This window comes from Corallococcus silvisoli, assembly GCF_009909145.1.
GTDB lineage: Bacteria > Myxococcota > Myxococcia > Myxococcales > Myxococcaceae > Corallococcus > Corallococcus silvisoli.
Genome location: NZ_JAAAPJ010000029.1, coordinates 25,702 through 49,313 on the forward strand (window position 1 = coordinate 25,702; position 23,612 = coordinate 49,313).

The following is a 23,612-nucleotide window of genomic DNA, read 5'->3' on the forward strand; positions in this document are numbered from 1 at the left end:
GCTACTCCGCCTTCAGACCTTCCACCGGTTCCACGCTGCTCGCCTTGAGGGCCGGGTAGATGGACGCCAGGTAGGTGACGAGCACCGCGATGACCACCGCCAGCGCCGTCTGCACCGGTTCGATGCGCACCGGCAGCGCGGGGATGTAATACACCTCCGGGTCCAGCTTGATGCCCACCTTCTCGATGAAGATGCACCACGCGAGGCCCGAGAGCAGGCCCAGGAAGCCGCCGGCCACGCCAATCTGGAGCCCTTCGGCGAGGAAGATCTTCACGATGCCGCCGTCGGGGACACCGAGCGCCTTGAGGACGGAGATCTCCTTGCGCTTCTCCAGCACCAGCATGATGACCGTGGCGACGATGAGGCCCGCGGCGACGATGATGATGATGGACAGGATGATGCCCATCACCAGCTTCTCCAGGCGCAGCGCGGAGAAGAGGTTCTTGTTCATCTCTCCCCAGTCGCGCGCGCGGTACGGATAGCCGCCCAGCACGCGCACCACCTGGTTGGCGATGCGGCGCGCGTCGTCGATGTCCGCCACCTTCAGTTCGATGCCGGTGGCGCCCTTCACCGCGAAGAAGTCCTGCGCTTCCTTGAGCAGGATGTAGACGAACTTGGAGTCGTACTCGTACATGCCCGAGTAGAAGACGCCCGCCACCCGGAACGCCCGGCTCTTGGGGATGGGGCCCGAGGGGCTCAGCTCCGTGCCGAGCGGCGAGACGACGTTCACCCGGTCCCCGACCACCACGCGCAAGGAAGCGGCCAGCTCCCGGCCGATGATGATGCCCGGGAGCACCGGGGCCTTCGTCGGCCTGGACGCCTTGCCGATGATGGGGTCCTCCTCCTGTGCCCCCTTGCCCTCGCGATCCTCCACGGCGCTGCTGGGGAGGATCGCGGATGGCTTCTCCAGGTGGCCCAGGTCGCCGCCGGGCAGGATGTTCTCAGGCAGGTCCGTCACCGAGCCGACCGACTTCGGGTCGATGCCCTTGATGATGACGCCGTCGACGTTGCCCTCCGACGCGATCATCACCTGGTTGATGATGAAGGGCGTCTGGCCCACCACGCCGGGCACGCGCTTCACCTGCTCCATCACCTTCTCGTAGTCCGGCAGGTCGCCCGCGTACCGGGACACCACCGCGTGCGCGTTGGTGCCGAGGATCTTCTTCTGGAGGTCGGCCTCGAAGCCGCTCATCACGCTGAGCACGATGATGAGCGCCATCACGCCCACGCCCACGCCGCCCACCGACAGCGCGGTCATCATCATGGTGGGGGACTGCTCATGCAGCTTCATCCGGTGCTGCGCGGACGCGGCGGCGAGCGGATCCGCCAGGCCCAGGGACTTGACCCGCGTGCGCTCCACCGCGGACTCCGCCCCGCGGATGATGAAGTAGACGATGAGCGGCGGGATGATTCCGAACATCAGCACCGCGAGCGCGCCCAGGAGCAGCGACGGGCGGAACACCGCCACGTGCCGGCGCGCCACGAAGAGCTCGAAGCCCAGGCGCAGGTCCACCCGGCCGCTGCCCGCCGCGATGAAGCCCGTGTTGATGCCCAGGACCAACGCCAGCACCAGCGCGGCGAAGACGAGCCAGTACGCCAGCTCCGGCCGGCCGATGAGCCCCGCGACGTACGTCACCTCCCGCAGCCGGTAGCCCAGCGCCAGCTGCAGGCTCGGCACGCGCTCCATCAGCGACAGGAGGATGGGCACCGGCAGGCCCAGGTAGAACACGCCGATGGTGGCTTCCGGGAAGGACAGCCGCTGGGCCCGCGAGGCGCCCACGAAGCCCGACGCGAACGCCACGCCCATGCCGATGACGAGCGCGATGGCGAAGGCGATGGTGGGAGGCAGCGACAGGCCCCCGCCCGCCTCCCGCGCCGCGCCGCCCAGGTCGGACGGCACGCCGCTGGAGAGCACCGTCTGGAGCAGCAGCATGGCCAGCTCGGCCAGCAGGATGCCGCCGCCGTAGGCGCCCAGGGTGCTCCAGTAGAAGTCCCGGTAGCGCGCCAGGCGCGGATACAGGGGGGCACCCGCGGCGGGGCTGGGCCCTTCCGGGGAGGCCGGCGCGCGGCGGATGCCCGCGGCCATCAGGCTCCAGCCGGCCAGCCAGACGAGCGTCCCGGCCACCAGCATCCGGGGCCCGGCGACGGCCCCCGCCGGGTTGGCGCCCAGGGCGAGCACCCCGGCTTCGAGGGTATGGACGAGCCCGCCCCACCCCACGAAGGACAACCCCAGGGCGCCGGCCACCTCGGCCCACGCCTCGGATTCGGAGATGGCCACCCCCAGGAGGGCGGCGCCCACGAGAGCCACGAGGGCACCGGCCCAGAGGAAGGGCCAGCGATAGTCTGTCTGCCGTTCGGCGGGGTGCACGAGGCCTCGTGGCTACTTCGACAGCGGCTTGAGGAGGGGGAAGAGAATCACGTCGCGAATGCTGGCCGCGTCCGTGAACAACATGGCGACGCGATCAATCCCGATGCCTTCACCGGCCGTGGGCGGCATGCCCTGTTCCAGCGCGCGGATGTAGTCCTCGTCGTAGTCCATCGTCTCCTCCTGGCCCCGCTGCTTCGCGTCCAGCTGGGCCTGGAAGCGGCCCTTCTGGTCCAGGGGGTCGTTCAGCTCGGAGAAGGCGTTGGCGATCTCCCGGCCCGCGACGAAGAGCTCGAACCGGTCCGTGATTTCCGGGTTCTGGTCGTTGCGGCGGGCGAGCGGGGAGACCGCGGTGGGATATTGGGTGATGAAGGTGGGATGGATGATCGTGTGCTCGACGTGGGCCTCGAAGAGGCCTCCGACCAGCTCGCCGTGATTCATGGCGTCCACGGCGCGGCGCTCCGACTCCGAGTGGACCGTCTTGAGCAGCTCGTGCCGCAGCCGGTCCGGATCCGCCATGTCCTTGTCGGACAGGCCGGGGACGGTCTCGCGGATGGCCTCCACCATGGGGATGCGCTTCCACCCCTTGCCGAAGTCCACGGTGTGCTCGCCGTACTTCACCTTGGAGTCGCCGGTGACGTGGCGGGAGGCCTCGGAGAGCATCTCTTCGGTGAGGTCCATCAGGTCCTCGTACGTGGCGTACGCCTGATAGAACTCCAGCATCGTGAACTCCGGGTTGTGCCGGGTGCTGATGCCCTCGTTGCGGAAGTTGCGGTTGATTTCGTAGACGCGCTCCATGCCGCCCACCACGAGCCGCTTCAGGTAGAGCTCGGGCGCGATGCGCATGAAGAGGTCGATGTCGTACGTGTTGTGGTGCGTGACGAACGGCCGCGCCGCCGCGCCCGTCACCAGCGGGTGCATCATCGGGGTCTCGACCTCGACGAAGTCCCGCCCGTCGAGGAAGCTCCGGATGAACTTCACCAGCTTGCTGCGCTTGAGGAAGACCTGCTTCACGTCCGGGTTGGAGATGAGGTCCAGGTAGCGCTGGCGGTAGCGGATCTCCACGTCCGTCAGGCCGTGCCACTTCTCCGGCATGGGGCGCAGGGACTTGGTGAGCGGCACGAACTTCGTGGCGGACAGGGACAGCTCCCCCGTCTTGCTGCGGAAGACGGGGCCCTGCACCGCGACGAAGTCGCCCAGGTCCACCTGCTTGAAGACCTCATAGAGGTCCCCCAGCGCGTCCTTCTTCACATGCGCCTGGATCTCTCCGGAGCGGTCGCGCAGCTTGATGAAGGCGGCCTTGCCGAACGAGCGCATGGCCACGATGCGGCCGGCGACGTCGTAGACGGGGGCGTCCTTCTCCAGGTCCTCGGTGGAGTGCTGGGCGTGGGTGGCCAGGATCTCCGCCGCCTGGTGCTTGGGGGCGTAGCCGTTGCCATAGGGGTTGAAGCCGGCCTCGCGCCACTTGCCGGCCTTGTCCAACCGCTGCTGGTAGATCTCCTGCTCCTTGGAGCCGAGATCCGCCGCTTCGCCGCTCTTCTCACCTGGGGGGGTCTTGTTTTCGGTCTCGGCCATGACGCGCTCTCGTGAAAGGCGCGGCACGCTAGCCAAGCGGCCCCCGGTACGCAACGCATCAGGGAGGCGTGTTTCCGACGGAGGTTGCCTCCCCAGAGGGTGACGGAGCGGCGGGAGACGTCAGGAAGACATCAAAAGAAACGCGGCCACCGCCGCGGCCAGGAGCAGCGGGATGAGCACTTCCACCGGGAAGCGGTGGTGGGCATGGGCCAGGTGCAGCCCCCGCAGACCGAAGCGGCGCTGACGGCGCACGCGGCCCGCGATCAGCGACGCGAGCGCGGGCGGGGCCTTTTCCCGCTCCACGGTGCGCACGCGTTCCACGGTGCGTGCGTACCGGTCCCACCCCTGGCGGCACTCCTCGCAGCCGTCCAGGTGGCTGCGGACCGCCTGCTCCTGGGGGGCCGGCAGCGCTTCGTCGACGAGCGCCAGGAACAGCGCCTTCGTCTGGAGATGATCCAATCGCGGTTCCACGTCCGTTCCCCTTCGCCCCAGGCCGTTCATGGTTCGAACCGCCCCAGCAGGTCCGCCAGCTTCTCGCGCGCCCGGTGGAGCCGACTCTTCACGGTTCCCTCGGGCAGCTCGGTGATGTCGACAATCTCGTCGTAGCTCAAGCCCTCGATGTCGCGCAGCGCCACCAGCATGCGCGCATCGGGCTCCAGTTGGGAAATGGCCCGCTGCACCCGGGCCCGCTCGCGCGCCGCGTCCAGGGCGGCGTCCGGCTGCGGGGGCGCGCCTCCTCCTTCCGCGATGGCGGCGGCGCTCGCCTCGTCGTACACGTCCGAGCGGCCCCGCCCCCGGCGCTGGAGGTACTTCAGCCGGTTGAGGCAGTGGTTCTTGGAGATGCGGAACAGCCAGGTGGACAGCCGCGCGTCCTCGCGGAAGCGCCGGACGTTCTGGTGCACGCTGACGAAGATCTCCTGCACCAGGTCGTGGGCCTCCTCGCGGTCGCCCAGCATGCGGAAGCAGAAGTCATAGAGGCGGTCCTGGTGCTCGCGGACCAGCGACTCGAAGGCCTCCGGGTCACCGCGCCGCAGCCGGGAGACCAGCGCCTGCTCCTCGCGGCGCACGTCCGGGGCGGCCTCGGAGGCCAGGGCCTGCTGTCCAACATCGAGCACTCCGCCCGGTGACACCGTGCCTCCCGCCCGTGTGGGCCCGGCCGCATCCTACCGCACGCCCCTGCCCCGCCCCCTGACACCGGCCTCCGGGAAAAGGTTCCCCGAAACGAAAAACCCCTCCCCGGCCTTCGCCAGGGAGGGGTGGAGCGCCGGAAGCCCTTGGGGTGCTCCTCAGTCCGCGGAGGCGTTGCGGTTCGGGTTCTTCACGCCCAGGAGCTGCGCGGTGACGAACTCGTCCAGGTCGCCGTCCAGCACCTTGTCCACGTTGCCCGTCTCCACGCCGGTGCGCAGGTCCTTGACCATGCGGTACGGCGCCAGCACGTAGCTGCGGATCTGCGAACCGAAGGAGATGTCCTTCTTCGCCGCCTCCGCCGCGTCGCGCTCGGCCTCGCGCTTCTTCATCTCCAGCTCGTAGAGGCGGCCTCGCAGGATCTTGAAGGCCATGTCCTTGTTGGCCGACTGCGAGCGCTCCGTCTGGCAGGTGATGATGATGCCCGTGGGCAGGTGGCGCAGCTGCGCCGTGGACGACGTCTTGTTGACCTTCTGTCCGCCCGCGCCGCCGCCGCGGATGAACTTCAGTTCGATGTCCTTCTCCGGCAGGTCGATCTGGATGCTGTCGTCGACCTCCGGGTACACGTCCACGGACGCGAAGGCCGTCTGCCGGCGCGCGTTGGCGTCGAAGGGGCTGATGCGCACGAGCCGGTGCACGCCCACCTCCGCCTTCAGGTAGCCGTAGGCGTTCTCGCCCTCGATGCGCAGCGAGACGTTCTTGAAGCCCGCCTCTTCGCCGGGCACCTCGTCGCTGAGCTCGACCTTCCAGCCCTTCGTCTCACCGTAGCGCGAGTACATGCGCAGCAGCATGGCGGCCCAGTCCATGGAGTCCGTGCCGCCAGCGCCCGCGTTGATGTCCATGAAGCAGTTGCTGCGGTCCTGCGGGCCGGAGAGCATCCGCGCCAGCTCCAGCTTCGCGACCTCCGCCTCCAGCGACGCGAGCGAACCCTCCGCCTCCTGCGCGCTCGCCTCGTCGTTCATCTCCGCCGCCAGCTCCAGCAGCGTCTGCGCGTCGTCCAGCCCGCGCATCGTCTTGTCGAAGGCGCCCACGCTGGCCTCCAGCGTGGACTTCTCCTTCAGGAGCCCCTGGGCCTTGGTGTTGTCGTCCCAGAAGTTGGGCTGCGTGGAGTCACGTTCAATCAGCGCGATGCGGGACCGCTTGCGGTCGAGGTCAAAGATGCCCCCGGAGCGCGTTGAGGCGCTCCTTCAGGGCCTGGATCTTCTCCATCGAATCGTTCGCCATGGTGTTCGTCCTTCGTGTGTCGGGAGGTTTGAGGAAGTCGGGGGGCGTTCAGGAAGCCTTGAGCGATGACACCGGCGCGTCCTGACCGGGCGGCGGGCGGGCCGTACCTGTCACGCGGGCTCGGAGCTGGTCCAGCCAGAAGGCGCCGGCCATGCCCAGGGAGATGGGCAGGATGAGGGCGATGCAGCGCCAGTTGTCCTGGTCGAACCAGGGCAGCACCTTCAGCACCAGGCCCAGCGCGCCGGTGGCCGCGAGGCAGGCCCACACCCACTTGAGCCGCGCCCGCGCCTTCGCGCTGTTCCACGTCAGGCGGATGCCGTACGGCACGGCCAGGAGCGTCAGCGGGTTGGCGAGGAAGAGGTTCTCGTTGTGGTGGGTCACCACGTGGTTCGTGCCCACCCACATGACGACGAGCGCCAGCCCCGGGATGCCCAGCAGCAGGCCGACCACCGCGTTCTCCAGGCCCAGGAGGATGCGCGCCGCGCGGCTGCCCTTGCGCTCCCAGGCGGCGAGCCCCAGCGCGCTTGTGCCCAGGAGCACGCCCAGGGCGAGGATCCACGGGCCGAACTTCGGCGGCTCCGCGGGGGGGCGTGGGCGCGACGACGCGAAGTAGTCCCACTGCTTCTCGACCAGGGGCACGGGCTGCCCGTCCGGCCCCGGCACCTTCAGCTCCGCGACCTGCTGCTCCAGCTCGTCCGGGAGGAAGGCCTCCTCGCGGCGGGTGATGGGCTTGTCGATGGAGTCGTTCATCATGAAGTCGAGCAGGAAGCTCATCGGCGGGCTCACCGCGGTGTAGCGCCGCGTGTGCTCGCGCAGCGTCATGCGCGCCGGGGCCTTCTCCGCCTGGGAGAGCTGGCCGCCCACCGCCGTGTCGATCATGTCGCGCAGCCGCGTCACGCAGTTGTCGCTGTAGTGCTCGTAGAGGTAGTCGCGGTTCTCCGGCAGCACGTTGTCCGCCAGCTTCTTCGCCACCGTCACGCGCTGCTCCGGCGTGAGGTTCAGCTCCTGCACGCGCACGTCGCGGCCCAGCGACTTGTAGAAGCGGAAGGTGCCGTTGACGCTCGACTCGCCCACCCAGAACTCCAGGCGGCCCTTGGCGAAGTGCACCACCGTCTGGTCGTCGAACGAATACATCCCGTAGTTGTAGAGGCGCTGCATCTGCCGGGCGCGGTCCTCCACCACCAGCGAGCCGTGGCCCCACCACGAGAAGACGTCGTCGCCAGGGCTGAACGTCACCAGCCAGATGGACAGGTCCTCGCCCCGGCTCTCGCCCGTGCCCCACGGCGGCACGGACGCGGCGCGCGCGGGGGACGAGAGCAGCAGGAGCCCCAGGAGGGCGGAGACAATCAGGGACGGCAGGCGGAGCATCATTCCATCCAACACGCGGAAGGCGGGCGCCGACTACCTATCACGCGCGGCCCCTGACTCAACGGCGGGGCCGGAAGGGTGTCGACCACCCGGGGGTGGGCCCGGGGCCCCGGCAGGCCCCCGGTCAGGGGCCTCAGATGAGCTTGGCCCGGCGGGCGCGCGAGTCGATGGTCAGCGAGTCCGCCACCATCCCGCGCTCCCCCAGCAGCTGCTCCTCCAGGGCGGCCATGCGCTTCGCGTCGCGCGGCTTCTCATGGTCGTGCCCCAGCAGGTGCAGCAGCCCGTGCGCGAGGTAGCGGCCCATCTCCGACTCCAGCGTGCGGCCGTACTCCTTCGCCTGCCGCTTCGCCGTGTCCAGGGAGATGACCACGTCGCCCAGCGGGCGCGGGCCCGGCGTCCCCTTGGGCTGGTCCCCCGCGGGGAAGGACAGCACGTCCGTGGCCTTGTCCTTCTGGCGCCAGGTGCGGTTGAGCCGGCGGATGGCCCGGTCCCCCACGAGCGACAGCGACAGCTCGCAGCCGGTGAGCTCCAGGCGCTTCAGGTAGTCGCGGCCCCAGGTGGTCAAGAGGCGCTCGTAGTCCGCGCCCTGCCCGTGCGCCACCTGCACCGTCACCTGGTTGTCCGCCGCCTTCGGCTTCACCTGCGGCTTCTCGATGTGCGCCAGTTCCACGCGGAACGCCGGCGCGCAGATGGACCAGTAGTCGCACGCGCCCTGGCTGTCGTTGCGGTACACGACCCGCTTGCCGCGCGGCACCAGGCCCACCTCTCCCGCGCTGATGCGCTCGCGCTTGCCGTCCACGACGAGGGTCAGCTCGCCCGTGAGGACGAGCACCACCTCGTCGAACTCCGGCGTCTGCGCGGGTTCGCTCCAGCCCGGAGGCGCCCGCATGCGCGCCACCGACGCGGACTCCGTCTGCGTGCTGGCGACGCCGACGAACTCCTCGATGCGCTTGCCGTCGTCGCGCGGAATCACCTTGCCCTTGCGCAGCTTCACGCCCTCCACCTTGCGGCTCATGACATGCCCGCCGTTCTCGCCTTCGTGTCCTTCGAGTCCTTGGCGTCCGTCTTCGCCGGGGCCGGCGCCATCATCAGCGGCGACCCCGCCTTGCCCCCGCCCATCGCGCCCGCCGGGTAGACGGGACGCGTGTGGTAGATGCCCTCCAGCGTGTGCAGGAAGGACTGGGCGATGAGGTTCAGGTCCTTGAGCGTCAGGTCGCACTCGTCGAGCTGGCCCTCGGAGAAGATGATGTTGATGATCTTCTGCACCTGCGCCTGGAGCTTCGCGCTGGTCGGGTCCGGCATGGAGCGCGTGGAGGCCTCCACCGCGTCGGCGATCATCACCAGCGCCGCCTCGCGGAACTGCGGCTTGGGGCCCGGGTAGCGGTAGATGCTCTCGTCGATGGGGGGCGCGCCTTCCTTGCCCTCCTGCTCCTTCAGGGCCTTGTGGAAGAAGAAGCCCACCGTGCGGGTGCCGTGGTGCTGCGGGATGGCGTCCGCCACCAGCTTGGGCAGGCGGTACTGCCGCGCCATCTCCAGGCCTTCCGTCACGTGGCGCTTGATGATGACCGCGCTCATCGCGGGCGCCAGGCCGTCATGCCGGTTCTCTCCCTTCTGGTTCTCCCCGAAGTAGAGCGGATTCCGGCCCTTGCCGATGTCGTGGTAGTACGCGCACGAGCGCGCCAGGAGCGGGTTCGCGCCGATGGTCTCCGCCGCGTTCTCCACCAGCGTCCCGATGATGATGGAGTGGTGGTACGTGCCGGGCGCCTGGACGATGAGCTCCTTGAGCGCCGGGTGGTTCAGGTTCGCCAGCTCCAGCAGCTTGATGTCCGACGCGTAGCCGAACGTGGCCTCGATGAGCGGCGTCAGCGCCATCACCATCACCGGGACGGCCAGCGCGGTGCCGAAGAACGCGCACACCCCGGTGACGAGCGTGTCGCCCGCCAGGCCCTTGCCCTCCACGAGGAACAGGAACAGCACCGCGATGAGGTTGGCGACGCCGGTGACGAGCCCCGCGCGGAAGATGCCGACGCGGTCCTTCGCCTTCACGATGCGGTCCGCCGCCACCAGCGAGCCCACCAGCGTGTAGATGCCGAACGCCAGCGAGTTGCCCAGCATCACCCCCGCGAGGCACGCGAACACCATGGCGAAGAAGAGCGCCAGCTCCTGCGCGAGGATGAAGCGCACCAGCATGGCGCCGGCCGCCACCGGGAAGGCGTAATAGAACGCCTCGATGGGCAGCGCCGTGTACCGGTCCTGCACCGCGTCCGCGATGGACACCCAGACCTGGAGCAGGCCCAGCAGGCCCACCAGCAGGAGGCCCAACAGGACGCCGTCCTTGCGCGTGGGGCGGAAGCGCCGGAAGGCCGCGCGGCAGAAGCCGTAGAACGACACCACCAGCAGGGCCACGAGCCCCGTGCCGCCCACCTGGAGCTGGAGCAGGTCCAGGCGGTCCGTCTGCGCGCGCATCCCGCGCAGCACCACCAGGTGCGTTTCGTTGACGAGCTCCCCGTCGCCGATGACGCGCTGGCCCTTCTTGATGGCGATGACGGCGTCCTTCACCGCGTCGCCCGCGAGCCGGCGGCGCAGGTCCGTCTCCGCGATGTTGATGGTCAGGCTGGGGCGCACCAGCCGCTTGGCGATGCGCAGCACCGCGCGGCGCTGCACCGCCGGGGCCTCCGGCAGCACGTTGCCGGGCACGGAGGCGAAGCGGTCCAGCTCCTGGTGCGCTTCACGGATGTCCACCACCTGCACGGCCCCCGCGGGCAGCGTCTCCTCGTTCTTGCGCTGCACGTCGCGCACGGTGAGGCCCTGGGGGGCCTCGCGCACCAGCTCGTCGCGGGAGCCGGCCACGTACACCTGGCCCCGGTCCGCGCGGTAGGCGCGGTCCAACAGCACCAGGGTGGCGGCCTCCGCCTCCTCGGAGAACCCGTTGGCGACGAGCGCCTGGAAGTCCTCGCCCTCCAACCCCGCGTCCCGCTGGCCGAAGAGCTGCTCCTGGAACTGGGCCTGCATCTCCTCGCGGTCGCGGCGCTGGCGCTCCAGGGCCTCCGGCGTGGGGATGGCGGGGCGGCGGCGCTTGCCCTGTCCTTCCTCAAGCGGGGCCTCCTCCGCGCGGGCCTCCTTCTCCTCCTCCAGGCGGTCTCGCGCGGTGGAGTAGGCGGCGCGCACGGACGCGCGCAGGTTGCCCACCACCGCGGGGTTGAGGTCGTACACCGGGCGGACGGCGCTCCGGGCCTCGCGGCGGCGCTGCTCCGTCATCGCCTGGTGGACGATGTCGTAGTCGCGCGCGGCCTTGAAGCCCGCGGGTGAGTTGGCCCGGAAGGGCTTGCCCACGTGCTCCTCGGTGAGCGCGGGGATCTGCTGGCTGTAGAGGCCCGGGGAGATGACGAAGCCCGCGCCCACCGACACCACCAGCAACAGCAGGCCCTGCACGACGCGCCGGCCCCAATCCCCGCCGCGCCCCAGCCCCAGGCGGACCGCGAGCGCGTCCAGCGGACTGGGCCCGGGGGTCGGTGATTCAGGATCGGCCATGGGGGAACTCCTCACCCTGCGAAGACGTCGAGGCTCCCTACAAGGAAGCAGGGACGGGGAAAATTCGTGAGGGTGGGACAGCCGCCGCCCGGACGCCAGTTCGCTCTGCGAAAAATGCAGGTAAGCCAACAGGCCGGGATGTGGGCCATCGAGCGACTCCACCCCCGTCCCGGCGTGAGCCTGGGAGCGGGGGTGGTGGGTGGAACGTCACGCCTGGGAGCCGTCCGTCTGCGGGGCCGCGGGGGCCGAGGCCTCCGGAGCCAGGGCGGACTCGCGGGCGGCCTGGGCCTCTTTCTGGGCGGACTCGGAGCGCTCGTAGGCGCGGATGACCTCTTGCACCAGGGGGTGGCGCACGACGTCCACGTCGGAGAACTCCGAGAAGTGGATGCCTTCGATGTTCTTCAGCACGGTGCGCGCGTGGTTCAGGCCGGACAGCTTGCCCGTGGGCAGGTCCACCTGGGTGACGTCGCCCGTGATGACCGCCTTGCTGTTGTAGCCCAGGCGGGTGAGGAACATCTTCATCTGCTCCACGGTGGTGTTCTGCGCCTCGTCGAGGATGACGAAGGCGTCGTTGAGGGTGCGGCCGCGCATGAACGCGAGCGGCGCTACCTCCACCACCCCCTGCTCCACCAGGTGCTGGGCGCGCTCCACGGCCATCATGTCGTGCAGCGCGTCGTAGAGCGGGCGCAGGTAGGGGTTCACCTTCTCCGCCAGGTCGCCCGGGAGGAAGCCGAGCTTCTCACCGGCCTCCACGGCGGGGCGCGCCAGGATGATGCGCTTGACCTTGCGCTCCTGGAGGAAGGCGACCGCCATGGCCATGGCCAGGTACGTCTTGCCGGTGCCGGCGGGACCCACGCCGAAGACGATGTCGTGGGCGCGGATGGCGTCCACGTAGCGCTTCTGCGCGATGCTCTTGGGGGCGATCTGCCGGTTGCCGGAGCTCTTGAGGACCGTGCCGAGCATGACCTCCTGCAGCGACTCCGGGCCGCGGCCCAGGACCTTGATGGCCTGCTCCACGTCCTCGCGGTAGACGGTGCGGCCGGCGCGGATCATCCCTTCCAGGTTCTCCACGAGGCGCACGGCGAAGGCGACGGCGTCCGCGGGGCCCGACAGGAGCAGCTCCGTACCGCGCTGCCCCACCCGGACGCCCAGGCGCCGCTCCATCAGCTTGAGGTTCTCGTTCTGGTTTCCGCACAGGGCCTGGGTCGTCTCGTTGTCACGGACGTCCACCTTGGCGGAGGTGGGAGTGGATTCAGCGCGAGCAGCGGGCACTTCCAGCGTGGCGGGGTTTCGCAATGCGCGTGGTTCCTCGTTCAGTGGTCGCTCGCCGACAACGTAACGCCGCCCTCCCCCCCATGCCCGCCAACCCTCCGGTGCGAGCCTGCCCGCTGGCTAGCGCACGGGCGGGAGGAGGATGAACTGTCGAGCGGCCGTGCGGCGGTAATAGTACTCCTCCCGCCACGGGTAACGCAGTTCCTCTTGCGTCAACAATCCGGCATCCACCAGTGCATCCAGGCGTTCCGGCAGGGTTCCCTTCTCCAACTGGAATACCTCCAGGGCGGCCTCGATGCGGACGCGCTGCGCGTGGGCAATCTGACGCTGGGCGGCGGGATCGCCCAACCGGGAGGCACCTGACTCCGGTCCCCGCCCCCCGACCCAGCGGGAGGCGATGAAGGCGAGCCCCGCGATGACCGCCATGGTGACGGCGATCCGCCCCAGGGGGCCCGCCACCCGGGCGACGAGGCGGCTGTCGTCGGGGAGGGGGGCGCGACCTTCCGGGTCGATGGCGCGCACGTAGTCGCCCTTGACCAGGGTGTAGAGCGCCTTGCAGGTCTCGAACTCCCCCAGGCCGCAGAGGTCCACCATCCGGCGCAGGTCGCGCCCCACGGCGATCTCCTCGTAGACGTGGCGCTCGGACGGCCCGATGACGCCCAGCTCCCCGCCCTCGTCCGCGTGGGCGCGGGGCGGAGGGAGCGCCTTGACGCGCTCGAAGGTCATGTCGTCGCGGTGGATGCGCTTGCGGATGACGGGCCACTCGTCCACCATCCGGAAGCCCTCCATCAGCACCGTCTCCGCGCGCAGCGGGGTGATGCCTTCGGGGCCGGGCTCCACGGGCTCCTGGATGAACTCGTAGGTGCCCGCCTTCCAGGTGAAGAGGCGGTAGAGCGTCTCCGTCACCTGGAGCTGGGCCATCTGCTGGAAGCGCTCGGCGGTGAGGGCGTGGCTCTGCACGAGCACGTCGCCCAGCCGCTTGAGGGTGCGCTTCTGGACCTCCAGCGCGGCCTCCAGCTGCGTCTCCGTGATGATCTCCGCGCGCACCAGCATGGCGCCGATGAGCTCCTTGCGCTTCCGGGTGAGGCTCTCGGCCTTGATGATGTGGCCGTCCTGGAAGCCGACGCGCACCTCCTGGTCCTTGTTGCGCAGGTGGAGCGTGCCCGTCTTCTGCTGCTGACCGATGAGCTGCAGGATGTCGCCGATGCCGAAATCCTTGAGGGTCCCCTTGAGGGCCATGGCTCAGGCCTCCCCCCGCTGGTGGCGGCGCAGGCCGCGCAGCGTCAGCAGGTAGACGAAGAAGAGCATGGCGCCCGCGGGCACCAGCTTGAGGTACAGCGGCGCATCCCCGTAGGGAGTGCGGACCAGGCCCCGGTGGAGCACCAGCGCGGCCACCGCGAAGCTGAACACGAAGGCATAGAGGGCCCCGCGCACCGGCAGGCCCGTGCCCACGTGGCCGGCCCCGGACACCAGCCCGCCCAGCGCGTACGTCACCCGCTTCGTCCACGCCTGGTGGCGCTCCACCTCCAGTTGCTTGCGCGAGCGGAACTCCTTGGGCACCTGGCTCTTGCGCGCGTAGACGTGCACGCACTGGCCGCACATCGCGCTGCCCACGCCCAGGTCCTTGTCGCAGCGCTGGCAGACGGCGTGGCCGCAGCGCTCGCAGCCTCGGGAGGCCTTCATGCGCCAGGCGGCCTCGCCCCACAGCGCGACCAGGGCCGCGAGCACCGCCGTGAGCCCCCAGCCCACCGGGCCCTGCGGCATGCCGCCCAGCAGCCAGCGGCCCACCTGGGCCTCCACGCGCGCGCCCTCCTGCGCGTCATCCGCCAGCGCCATCCAGTCCCGCTCCGGCACCTGGGGGGACAGCAGCAGGAGGTTGAGCAGCGGGCGGTCCTCCGGAGGAGGCGAGCGCGCGATGAGCGAGCCATCCAGGGACTGCGCGGTGGCGACGGCGGAGGTGGACCGGTCCAGCTCCGGACCCAGCTGATCATCTGGCAGCAGCCGGGCCCGCCGCCGGTACACCTGCCCCAGGTTGTAGTGCGGCGCCGCCATCGACGGGTCGGCCTTGGAGGCCTGGGTGTAGAGGAGCACCGCGCCGTCCACGTCGCCCAGGCCCAGCAGCGCGTTGCCGAAGCGGGTGAGCATCCGCGCGTCGCCCTCGCGCAGCGCGGAGGCGGCCTTGAAGTCCGCCCGGGCCTCCTCCAGCAGGCCGCGACGCGACTCGTAGAAGGCGAGCGCCCCCAGCTCCTGGAAACGGGCGGTCCGGGCCCCGGCCCGCGCGCGCACCCGGGCCGCCGCGCCCTCCGCGGACAGGCCCCCGCGCTCCAGGAGGTAGACGTCCTCCGCGGGCGTGCCGGCGAAGACGGTGAAGCGCGCGAGCGCCCCCGCGGCGAGCGGCATCAGGCCCAGGCCCACGAGCAGCGCCGCCGCCACCCAGCGCTCGGCGCGGCCCACGTACAGCGCGGACACGGCGAAGAGCAGCAGCAGCTGCGGCATCAGGCCCACGCCCAGCACCGCGGGCAGCGCCAGGAGCAACAGGCCCAGCAGTCCGGACTGCCAGCGAGTCACCGCACGGGGGAAGACGTGGTGGAAGTCATGCAGCGCGTAGCGGATCCGGCGCAGGAAGAGGACCGCCACCACCGCCACCGCCGTGGCCGCCCAGGCCGCGAGCGCCACCGCGCCCAGGTCCGTGAGCGCCGGCCGGCGGTAGCGCGCATCCTTCGCCAGCGTCACGAGCGCGTCCTTCCACTCTCCGAGCGCGCGGGAGACGTTGAGCGGATCCTCCACCACGTACATCTCCGCCCGGGCGAAGCGGGCGGCGGGCAGCCCTGGCGACAAGGACACGCCCACGTCCAGGAGCGCGAGCGCGCCCGTCAGGTCTCCGGCGCGCCGGCGGACCTCCGCCTCGCGCACGAAGCCCATGCTCAGGGGCTCCAGGTCGGAAGCGAGGACCTCCTCGCGCAGCGTGAGCAGCTCCTTCTGGGCGGCCTCCGCGGAGGCGGTGTCGTTGCGCGAGCGGGCCGCCTTCCACTTCTCCCACAGGGCCAGCAGGTCCGCGTCCGTCACCTTCGGCGCCAGCACCGGGGTGAGCGCGGGGCGGGGCGCGACGACGACGGGCGGGGGCTCCGGCGCGACCGGGGCCGCGGCCTTGGGCGGCGGGGCGATCACGCGGCGGCGGGTGTCGGGGCGGGGCCGGGGATCCGGTTCGTCGGCCTCCTCGGCGGGCGGGTCGGTCTCCGGATCATCGTCCGAGGCCTGGAAGGAGCTGGGGTCCGGCTCCGGGTCCCCCAGGTAGGTCTCCTGGATGCGCGTGGGCGCGTCCTGCGTCAAGGCAGGGGCACGCGCGGGGACAAGCAGCACGAAGCTGCAACACAGGCCGAGGAACGAGCGGAGCATCCGGACGTCCGATGATAGGCGACAGCGCGGACGACACGAAATCATGGCGTGCCCGGGCCCCGTGCTACAGGAGCCCGCGGCGGCAGACTGCACGGGAGTGGATACATGGCGGCGCCTGGAAATGAGCTGGAACGGCTGGTGGAGATCATGCGGCGGCTGCGGGCCGAGGGCGGCTGCCCGTGGGACCGCGAGCAGGACCTGCGTTCGCTGCGCCCCTATCTGACCGAGGAGGCATTCGAGGTCCTGGACGAGATGGACCGCGTCTCCGACGGCGGCCCCTGGCGGCCGTTGTGCGAAGAGCTGGGAGACCTGCTCTTCCAGATCGTCTTCCACGCGCAGCTGGCGGCGGAGCTGGGCGAGTTCACGATGGCGGACGTGTGCGCGGCCATCAGCGACAAGATCACCAGCCGGCACCCGCACGTCTTCGGGGATCAGCAGGTGAAGGGCGCCGAGCAGGTGCTGGCCAACTGGGCGCAGCTGAAGGCGGAGGAGCGCAAGAAGAAGACGGGGCGTGCGGGTTCGGTGTTGGACGGAGTGCCCACCGCGGCCCCCTCCCTGCTGCGCGCCGAGCGGCTCACGGAGAAGGCCAGCCGCATCGGCTTCGACTGGCCGGACCTCGCCGGGGTGCGCGGCAAGCTGGACGAGGAGCTGCGCGAGCTGGACGAGGCCATCGCGTCCGGCGGACGGGACGCCATCGAGCACGAGCTGGGGGATGTGCTGTTCTCGCTCGCGAACCTCGCCCGCTTCGTGAAGACGCCGGCGGAGGACGCGCTGCGCATGGCCACCCGCCGCTTCACCAGCCGCTTCCAGTACATCGAGGCGAAGCTGCACGAGGAGCAGGTCCCCTTCGGCGGCGCGACCCTGGATCACATGGAGCGCCACTGGCAGGCCGCGAAGGCCGTGGAGAAGGCGCTTCCCCCGCCCGCCCACCTGCCCCGCGCGGCCGTGGCCACCCTGCGCCTGGCCGTGCCGGACGTGGAGGCCCAGCGGGCCTTCTGGGACTCCATGGCCTCCTGGCTGGGCTGGACCCCCACCCGCTCCCCCGAGGGCACGGCGGCCTATACAGGCGCGGGCCTGGGGCTCGTCTTCACGCCGGGCGCCCCGGCTGGGGCCGGTGGGCCCCCGGTGGCCCTGACGCTGGAGGCCCCCTCGGAGGCGGCCGTCGCCCGGCTCCAGGGGCTGTTCCTCGCGCACCACCCCCAGCGGCTGGTGCCGGGGTCGGCCACCCCCTCCGGCTTCCAGTTCCTGGATCCCGCCGGGCTGAAGTGGGAATACGCCGCCCCGCCGGCATGATTCTTCCCGCGAGCGGCGTCGCGCCCCTTCCGGAGGCCTTCCCGGGCCCTCCGGAACCGGAAATCCTGATCGCGATCGCACGCGTGCCTTGACGCAACGGGGGCATCGCAGTAAGGACGGCCCCTCTTTTTCCTTGCCTTGCCTTCCGCTGGAGCATTGCCTTGGCGAACACCAAGTCCGCAGAGAAGCGTTACCGCCAGTCCCTGAAGCGCCGCGCCCGGAACGTCAATGTCCGGACCTCGGTGAAGGACGCCGTCAAGTCCGCCCGCGAGGCCATTGCCTCTAAGGACGGTACGAAGACGACGGATGCGCTCAAGGCGGCTTCCAAGACCCTCAACAAGGCGGCCAGCAAGGGCGTCCTGCACAAGCGCACCGCAGCGCGCCGCATCTCCCGGCTGGCGAAGGCCGCCGCGAAGAAGGCCTAGCCGTCTCCTGAAGCACACCGAGCGTCGAGGACCGGGTTCCCCGGTCCTCACCAGGTGCTGGCCAACCGGTCGTATCCGTCGCGCATGAGCGTCTCAGCCAGACGTGCGAGCGCGGCCTGACGGTTGGCCTCCGCTTCCAGGACGCCGCCCCGGCCCTGGAGGTAATCCTCCGTTCCCGAGACCACCGTCTCCCCGAGCAGCTGCCCCTCCTTCAAGAGGCGCAGACGCACGGTCGTGGAGACACGGTAGTTGCCGACGACGATGGTCGGGGACGCCCAGACGTTCAGCACCGCCCCTTCAATCGTGGACGTGCAGCCTGGAGCGCTGGCCAACCGGCCCGCCTGAACGAGCTGCTGGCGCAGGTAGCGCGTGAAGAGGTTCTCCAGCGCGGGCTCTGGCGTGTCGTTGGCGAAGATGGGCGCGCACACCTGTCCCACGCCCGCTGGCAGTGCCGAGCCCCACGGCGTGAAGCGGTAGCCGCACCCGGCGCCCAGCAGCGCCGCCGCGGCCACGCCCCAGCGGAACGCCTTCACCGCACCCACCCGCACCACGTTCCTCGAGGGCCGCATGGGCGCGCACCCTACCCGGCGGCGATCCTCCGTCAAGCGCCGGGGCTGGCCAGCGGCACGCCTCGCTCACGCCCCGTGTCCTCCAACGCCGCCCGGGCCGCCTTGAGGCGCGCCTCGCGGGCCGAGCCCCTCAGCGCCATGCCCAGCGGCCACCTCAGCCGGGTGCCGTCCTCCACCTCCACGGTGAGGCCGTGATGGCGGTACAGCGCCGTCAGCAGCAGCCCGAGAGCCCCCGCCACCAGGGCCATGAGCCGCACCTCCCGCGCTGGCGCCCAGAGCCCCAGCGCGGTGAAGGCGAGCAGACCCAGCGCCTCCAGATAGGGGCGCGTGCGCCACTCCAGCCGCCGCACCCGCGCCCACGCCACGTCGAGCGGGGGGCCTCCGCCGGGACGTCCCTGGAATGACAGGCGATCGCCGCTCACCACCAGGGCACGCCGGTTGCCCAGGTCCAACGACAGCGGGGGACGACCCGGGGACTGTGGTGGCGGGGCCAGGGGCGGCAGGGGGGCCTCTGGCAGCTCCGCGTCACAGAAGGCACAGCGGCGCCGGGCCGCCGACTGGGGGCGCCCGCAGGAGGAGCACATGACGAGCACTTCCGCGGGCACCGCGCCTCCCTCTCTTCTTTCGTCAGCCGACGACGAAGTTCACCAGCCGCTTGGGGACGAAGACGAACTTGCGCAGCGTCTTGCCTTCGAGGGCGGCCTTCACCTTGTCGTCCGCCTCCGCCGCCGCGCGCACGTCCGCCTCACCCGCGTCCGCCGCCACGCGCACCTCCGCGCGCAGCTTGCCGTTCACCTGCACGGCGTACGGAATCACGTCGTCCACCACGAGCGCGGGGTCGAACTCCGGCCAGGCCTCCGTGACGGTGGACGCCTTCGCGCCGTAGGCCTCCGCCAGCTCGTCCGCGATGTGCGGCGCGAACGGGGTGAGGATGCGCGCGAGCAGCCGCATCGCCTCCGCCATGGCCGCCTTCTCCGCGGGCGTCTCCGGCGTGCCCACCGCGTAGAGCGCGTTCACGCACTCCATGACGCCGGCGACGGCGGTGTTGAAGGACAGGCGCTCGATGGCCTCGCTCACGCGCTTGACGCACTTGTGCGCCGCGCGGCGCGTCTCCAGCGCCTTGCCCTCGTAGGGGCCGTCATGCGTGGCCCCCGCCACCGACGCCTGGTGCGTCGCGGCCAGCGTCCACACGCGCTTGAGGAAGCGGAAGACGCCCTCCACCTGCTCGTGGGACCAGTCGAAGTCGCGCTCCGGCGGGCCCGCGAAGAGCACGTAGGTGCGCGCGGTGTCCGCCCCATACTTCTGCACGATGGTGGACGGGGCCACGCCGTTGCCGTAGCGCTTGCCCATCTTCCGGCCGTCCGCGCCGTTGACGATGCCCTGGGTGATGAGCCGCGTGACGGGCTCGTCCACCGGCGACAACCCGAGCAGCTTCATCACGCGGGTCCAGAACCGGAAGTAGAGCAGGTGCATCACGGCGTGCTCGGGGCCGCCCACGTACACGTCCACCGGCAGCCAGCGCTGCGCTTCCTTCGGGTCGAAGGGCGCGGCGTCGTACTTCGGCGACAGGTAGCGCGCGAAGTACCAGCAGGAGTCGACGAAGGTGTCCATCGTCTCCGTCTCCCGGCGCGCGGGGCCGCCGCACTTGGGGCAGGTCGTGTTGGCGAAGGACGCAACCTTCGCGAGCGGCGGCTCCCCCTTGCCGGTGAGCACCGCCTGCGTGTCGATGTCCGGCAGCCGCACCGGGAGCTGCTCCAACGGCACGGGGATGCCCTTGCGCTCCGGGTCGCACTTCTCGCAGTAGACGATGGGGATGGGCGTGCCCCAGTAGCGCTGGCGGCTGAAGCCCCAGTCCTTCTGGCGGTACGTCACCGTGGCCTTGCCCTGCCCCTGCGACTCCAGCTTCGCGGCCAGCTTCTTGCGCGCCTCCGCGGACGGCATGCCGGTGAAGTCACCGGAGTCCGCGAGCACGCCGTCGTCCGTGTACGCCTCCGTCAGCGTCTCCCCCGCCCCGAGCTTGTCGCCCGTCGCCGGCTGGATCACGACGCGCACGGGCAGCGCGTACTTGCGCGCGAAGGCGAAGTCGCGCGCGTCGTGCGCCGGCACGCTCATCACCGCGCCGGTGCCGTAGTCGCTCACCACGAAGTTGGCGATCCAGATGGGCACCGGCTGGCCCGTCACGGGGTTCACCGCGTAGCCACCGGTGAAGACGCCTTCCTTCTCCGCGTCCTCGCCCAGCCGCTCCGTCTTGTTCTGCGCGGCCATCTTCTTCGCGAACGCGTCCACGTCCGCGCGGCGCTCCGCCGTCGTCACCTGCGCGACGAGCTTGTGGTCCGGCGCGAGCACCACGTAGGTGCAGCCGAAGAGCGTGTCCACGCGGGTGGTGAAGACGCGCAGGGCGGCGTCATGCCCCTGCACGCGGAAGTCCACCTCCGCGCCATCCGAGCGGCCAATCCAGTTGCGCTGGGCCGCGGTGATGCGCTCCGGCCACTCCTTCAGCGTGTCGAGCGCGTCGAGCAGGTCCTGCGAGTAGCGCGTGATGCGGAACGCCCACTCGGGCATCTCCTTGTCCTGCACCTCCGAGTCGCAGCGCTCGCAGCGGCCGTCCTTCACCTGCTCGTTGGCGATGACGGTGAGGCAGCCGGTACACCAGTTCACCTTGCTGAAGCGGCGATAGACGAGCCCGCGCTCCAGCATCTGGAGGAAGAACCACTGGTTCCAGCGGTAGTACTCCGGCTGGCTGGTGTTGACCTCGCGCGTCCAGTCGTAGCTGTAGCCGAGCGTCTTGATCTCCGCCTTGAACGACTCGATGTTCTCGCGGGTGCGGATGGCCGGGTGGACGCCGTCCTTGATGGCCGCGTTCTCCGCCGGCAGGCCAAAGGCGTCCCAGCCCATGGGGTGCAGCACGTCGAAGCCGCGCATCTGGTAGTAGCGCGCGTAGACGTCCCCGATGAGGTAGTTGCGCACATGCCCCATGTGCATCTGGCCACTGGGGTACGGCAGCATCTCCAGGACGTACTTCTTGGGGGCATCCGGGCGCCTGCCTGCCCGGAAGAGGCCCTCCTGCTCCCAGCGGGTCTGCCACTTTCCTTCAATCGACTGCGGCTCGTAACGCTCGTTCATCGCCATGGCTCTTCGGACTCTTAGCGGGAGGTAGGACACGCGGGCAACAAGTCTTGGCGCGTCGAAGGCCTGGACGGCCGGCGCCCTCCCCCACCTGACCGGGCGGCCCTGGTGGGAGGGGCCCAAGGTGGGGTGGGACTCGCTCGGTGCTTGCCCTCGGGCCCGGGCGCGACTAACTCGCCTTCCCGGTCTGGAGCAGAGGGAGAGCACCATGCAGGTCGTGAGTGTGAAGAAGGCCCTGTCGGGGGCCATCGAGGCGGGCTCGAAGGTGGAGGTGCGCGGCTGGGTGCGGACGCGCCGCGACTCCAAGGCGGGCATCAGCTTCGTCAACGTGAGCGACGGGTCGGTCTTCGACCCCATCCAGGTCGTCGCGCCCAATTCGCTGCCCAACTACGAGAAGGAGGTCCTTCGCCTCAGCGCGGGCGCCTCCGTCATCTGCCGCGGCACGCTCGTGCAGTCCCAGGGCAAGGGGCAGTCCTTCGAGGTGCAGGCGGACGAGGTCCAGGTGCTGGGCCTGGTGGATGATCCGGACACCTACCCCATCCAGCCGAAGCAGCACTCGCTGGAGTTCCTGCGGGAGGTGGCGCACCTGCGCGTGCGCACCAACACCTTCGGGGCGATCACCCGCGTGCGCAACGCGGCCGCGCAGGCGGTGCACCGCTTCTTCCACACCGAGGGCTTCTGCTGGGTCAACACGCCCATCATCACCGCCAGCGACGCGGAGGGGGCCGGGCAGATGTTCCGCGTGTCCACGCTGGACGCCAGCAACCCGCCGCGCGGTCCGGACGGCAAGATTGACTGGGGCAAGGACTTCTTCGGCAAGGAGGCCTACCTCACCGTGTCCGGGCAGCTGAACGTGGAGGCGTACTGCCTGGCCATGTCCAAGGTCTACACGTTCGGCCCCACGTTCCGCGCGGAGAACAGCAACACCACGCGGCACCTGGCCGAGTTCTGGATGATTGAGCCGGAGATCGCCTTCGCGGACCTCAACGAGGACGCGGCGCTGGCGGAGCGGTTCCTCAAGTACGTGTTCAAGGCCGTGCTGGACGAGTGCGCGCCGGACATGAAGTTCTTCGAGGAGCGCCAGCAGAAGGGCGTCACGGAGCGGATGGAGAAGTTCATCGGCTCCAGCTTCGAGCGCATCGACTACACGGACGCCATCTCCATCCTCCAGAAGGCGAAGAAGAAGTTCGAGTACACGCCGGAGTGGGGCAAGGACCTCCAGACCGAGCACGAGCGCTACCTCACCGAGGAGCACGTGGGCCGGCCCGTGGTGGTGATGAACTACCCGGAGGCCATCAAGGCCTTCTACATGCGCATCAACGAGGACGGGAAGACCGTGGCCGCGATGGACGTGCTCGCCCCGGGCATCGGCGAGATCATCGGCGGCAGCCAGCGCGAGGAGCGCCTGGACGTGCTGGATGCGCGCATGCGGAAGTTCGGCCTCAACCCCGAGCACTACCAGTGGTACCGCGACCTGCGCCGCTACGGCACCGTGCCGCACGCGGGCTTCGGGCTCGGGTTCGAGCGGCTCATCGTCTACATGTGCGGCCTGCAGAACATCCGCGACGCCATCCCCTACCCGCGCGTGCCGGGCTCCGCCGCCTTCTAACGGCCGGTGGGCAGGATGCGCCGATGACCCAGGGCCTCCCGTGGATGCGTTCCCGGGAGGCCCTTCTTTTTTGACGGGGGGTTTGACCCGCGCGGCGTCCTGGCTACGTTGGTCCCGTGTCCTGGCATGCGCACCGGATGGCTCGCTGGCTGAGGTTGGCGCTGGCGTGCGTCGCGCTGGCCCTGGGGGCCGGTGCGTCAGCGCATCCGCTGCCCGTGCCCCAGGCGGCCGTCGCGGCCTGGGTCGAGCGGCGCGCCCCCCAGGCACGCCCCCGCGAGGTGAAGCCCCCCGCGCGGCTCAGCGCCCCGGCGCCGCGCCCCGGCCCTGCCCGCGTACGGGCAGCCGTCCACCGTGTCGCCCGGCGGCCCCAGCTCCCCGGGCCGCCCCGGCGGCGCTTCCTCCTCCATCGAGCGCTCCTGCACTGAGCCCGTCCAGAGGCCCCGTCCCTGGAAGGTTTCTCCGTTCATGGAGTCCGCATGTCTTTTCTCTCGAACGCGGGGCGCGCCTGCTGGCGCGTCCTCAAGGCGGGGCCGCGCAGGCTCATCCGCGCCTGCCGGCTCATCCTCATCCTCATCCTCGTCGTGCTGCCCAACCCCCTGGTGATGGTGCTGTCGGTCTTCCTGACGGCGGAGCGCCGCAACCTTCCCGCGGAGGTGCTGCGAAAGAAGAAGTGA

The 23,612-nt window shown here is 70.4% G+C and carries 19 protein-coding genes; 4 read left to right on the forward strand and 15 right to left on the reverse strand.

The annotated features are described in order from the left end of the window. Position 1 precedes the first annotated feature (1 nt). From GTY96_RS35855 to GTY96_RS35905, 11 genes are all read right to left on the reverse strand, one after another. The gene (locus tag GTY96_RS35855; RefSeq protein ID WP_143908449.1) at positions 2-2,368 is read right to left on the reverse strand and encodes an ABC transporter permease; all 2,367 of its coding nucleotides are present in this window, start codon (positions 2,366-2,368) and stop codon (positions 2-4) included. Positions 2,369-2,380: 12 nt separating this feature from the next. Next, the gene (lysS, locus tag GTY96_RS35860; protein WP_143908447.1) at positions 2,381-3,940 is read right to left on the reverse strand and encodes a lysine--tRNA ligase; all 1,560 of its coding nucleotides are present in this window, start codon (positions 3,938-3,940) and stop codon (positions 2,381-2,383) included. 120 nt (positions 3,941-4,060) lie between these two features. Then, positions 4,061-4,441, reverse strand: a complete 381-nt coding sequence (locus GTY96_RS35865) for an anti-sigma factor family protein (RefSeq protein WP_161667066.1) — start codon at positions 4,439-4,441, stop codon at positions 4,061-4,063. Further along, positions 4,438-5,070: an RNA polymerase sigma factor gene (locus GTY96_RS35870; RefSeq protein WP_143908443.1), complete on the reverse strand. Its 633-nt coding sequence runs from the start codon at positions 5,068-5,070 to the stop codon at positions 4,438-4,440. The genes GTY96_RS35865 and GTY96_RS35870 overlap by 4 nt, the downstream gene beginning before the upstream one ends. Positions 5,071-5,226: 156 nt before the next feature. Further along, positions 5,227-6,349 (reverse strand): peptide chain release factor 2 gene (gene prfB, locus GTY96_RS35875; protein ID WP_235686114.1). Its coding sequence is split into 2 segments (ribosomal slippage): positions 5,227-6,279 and positions 6,281-6,349, totalling 1,122 coding nucleotides; the frame shifts between segments, so codons are not numbered across the junction. Between the two features lie 48 nt (positions 6,350-6,397). Further along, positions 6,398-7,717 carry an Lnb N-terminal periplasmic domain-containing protein gene (locus GTY96_RS35880; protein WP_161667092.1) on the reverse strand — a complete coding sequence of 440 codons (1,320 nt, stop codon included), beginning with the start codon at positions 7,715-7,717 and terminating at the stop codon, positions 6,398-6,400. 133 nt (positions 7,718-7,850) lie between these two features. Then, on the reverse strand, positions 7,851-8,732 hold the full coding sequence (gene ybeY, locus GTY96_RS35885; protein WP_201756711.1) for an rRNA maturation RNase YbeY: 882 nt from the start codon (positions 8,730-8,732) through the stop codon (positions 7,851-7,853). Then, positions 8,729-11,248 (reverse strand): HD family phosphohydrolase, encoded by a 2,520-nt coding sequence (locus tag GTY96_RS35890; protein WP_161667067.1) that lies wholly within the window; start codon positions 11,246-11,248, stop codon positions 8,729-8,731. Before GTY96_RS35890 ends, ybeY begins: the two co-directional genes overlap by 4 nt. Positions 11,249-11,455: 207 nt before the next feature. Then, positions 11,456-12,544: a PhoH family protein gene (locus tag GTY96_RS35895; protein WP_143908440.1), complete on the reverse strand. Its 1,089-nt coding sequence runs from the start codon at positions 12,542-12,544 to the stop codon at positions 11,456-11,458. Between the two features lie 96 nt (positions 12,545-12,640). Further along, positions 12,641-13,759 (reverse strand): DUF4388 domain-containing protein, encoded by a 1,119-nt coding sequence (locus GTY96_RS35900; protein ID WP_161667068.1) that lies wholly within the window; start codon positions 13,757-13,759, stop codon positions 12,641-12,643. 3 nt (positions 13,760-13,762) lie between these two features. After that, positions 13,763-15,916, reverse strand: a complete 2,154-nt coding sequence (locus GTY96_RS35905) for a tetratricopeptide repeat protein (RefSeq protein WP_161667069.1) — start codon at positions 15,914-15,916, stop codon at positions 13,763-13,765. 105 nt (positions 15,917-16,021) lie between these two features. Here GTY96_RS35905 and mazG point away from each other — a divergent pair, with 105 nt between their 5' ends. Next, on the forward strand, positions 16,022-17,209 hold the full coding sequence (mazG, locus tag GTY96_RS35910; protein ID WP_161667070.1) for a nucleoside triphosphate pyrophosphohydrolase: 1,188 nt from the start codon (positions 16,022-16,024) through the stop codon (positions 17,207-17,209). 161 nt (positions 17,210-17,370) lie between these two features. Next, positions 17,371-17,634, forward strand: coding sequence for a 30S ribosomal protein S20 (gene rpsT, locus GTY96_RS35915; protein ID WP_143908433.1), 264 nt, complete (start codon positions 17,371-17,373; stop codon positions 17,632-17,634). A gap of 47 nt (positions 17,635-17,681) precedes the next feature. On the opposite strand, the gene lptE is transcribed toward rpsT, so the two are convergent. Genes lptE through leuS form a run of 3 tightly spaced genes read right to left on the reverse strand, consistent with a single transcriptional unit; the run spans position 17,682 to position 21,332 of the window. Further along, on the reverse strand, positions 17,682-18,203 hold the full coding sequence (gene lptE, locus GTY96_RS35920; RefSeq protein WP_143908431.1) for an LPS assembly lipoprotein LptE: 522 nt from the start codon (positions 18,201-18,203) through the stop codon (positions 17,682-17,684). A 32-nt stretch (positions 18,204-18,235) separates the two neighbouring features. Further along, positions 18,236-18,787, reverse strand: a complete 552-nt coding sequence (locus GTY96_RS35925) for a hypothetical protein (RefSeq protein WP_161667071.1) — start codon at positions 18,785-18,787, stop codon at positions 18,236-18,238. Between the two features lie 43 nt (positions 18,788-18,830). Beyond that, positions 18,831-21,332: a leucine--tRNA ligase gene (gene leuS, locus GTY96_RS35930; RefSeq protein WP_161667072.1), complete on the reverse strand. Its 2,502-nt coding sequence runs from the start codon at positions 21,330-21,332 to the stop codon at positions 18,831-18,833. Positions 21,333-21,537: 205 nt separating this feature from the next. Here leuS and asnS point away from each other — a divergent pair, with 205 nt between their 5' ends. Next, positions 21,538-22,938 carry an asparagine--tRNA ligase gene (asnS, locus tag GTY96_RS35935; protein ID WP_143908425.1) on the forward strand — a complete coding sequence of 467 codons (1,401 nt, stop codon included), beginning with the start codon at positions 21,538-21,540 and terminating at the stop codon, positions 22,936-22,938. A gap of 197 nt (positions 22,939-23,135) precedes the next feature. Here asnS and GTY96_RS35940 read toward each other — a convergent pair whose 3' ends face one another. Further along, positions 23,136-23,405, reverse strand: a complete 270-nt coding sequence (locus tag GTY96_RS35940; protein ID WP_161667073.1) for a hypothetical protein — start codon at positions 23,403-23,405, stop codon at positions 23,136-23,138. Between the two features lie 9 nt (positions 23,406-23,414). On the opposite strand from GTY96_RS35940, the gene GTY96_RS35945 reads away from it, so the two are divergent. Next, a complete protein-coding gene (locus GTY96_RS35945) occupies positions 23,415-23,612 on the forward strand; it encodes a hypothetical protein (protein WP_143908421.1) in 198 nt (65 codons plus the stop codon).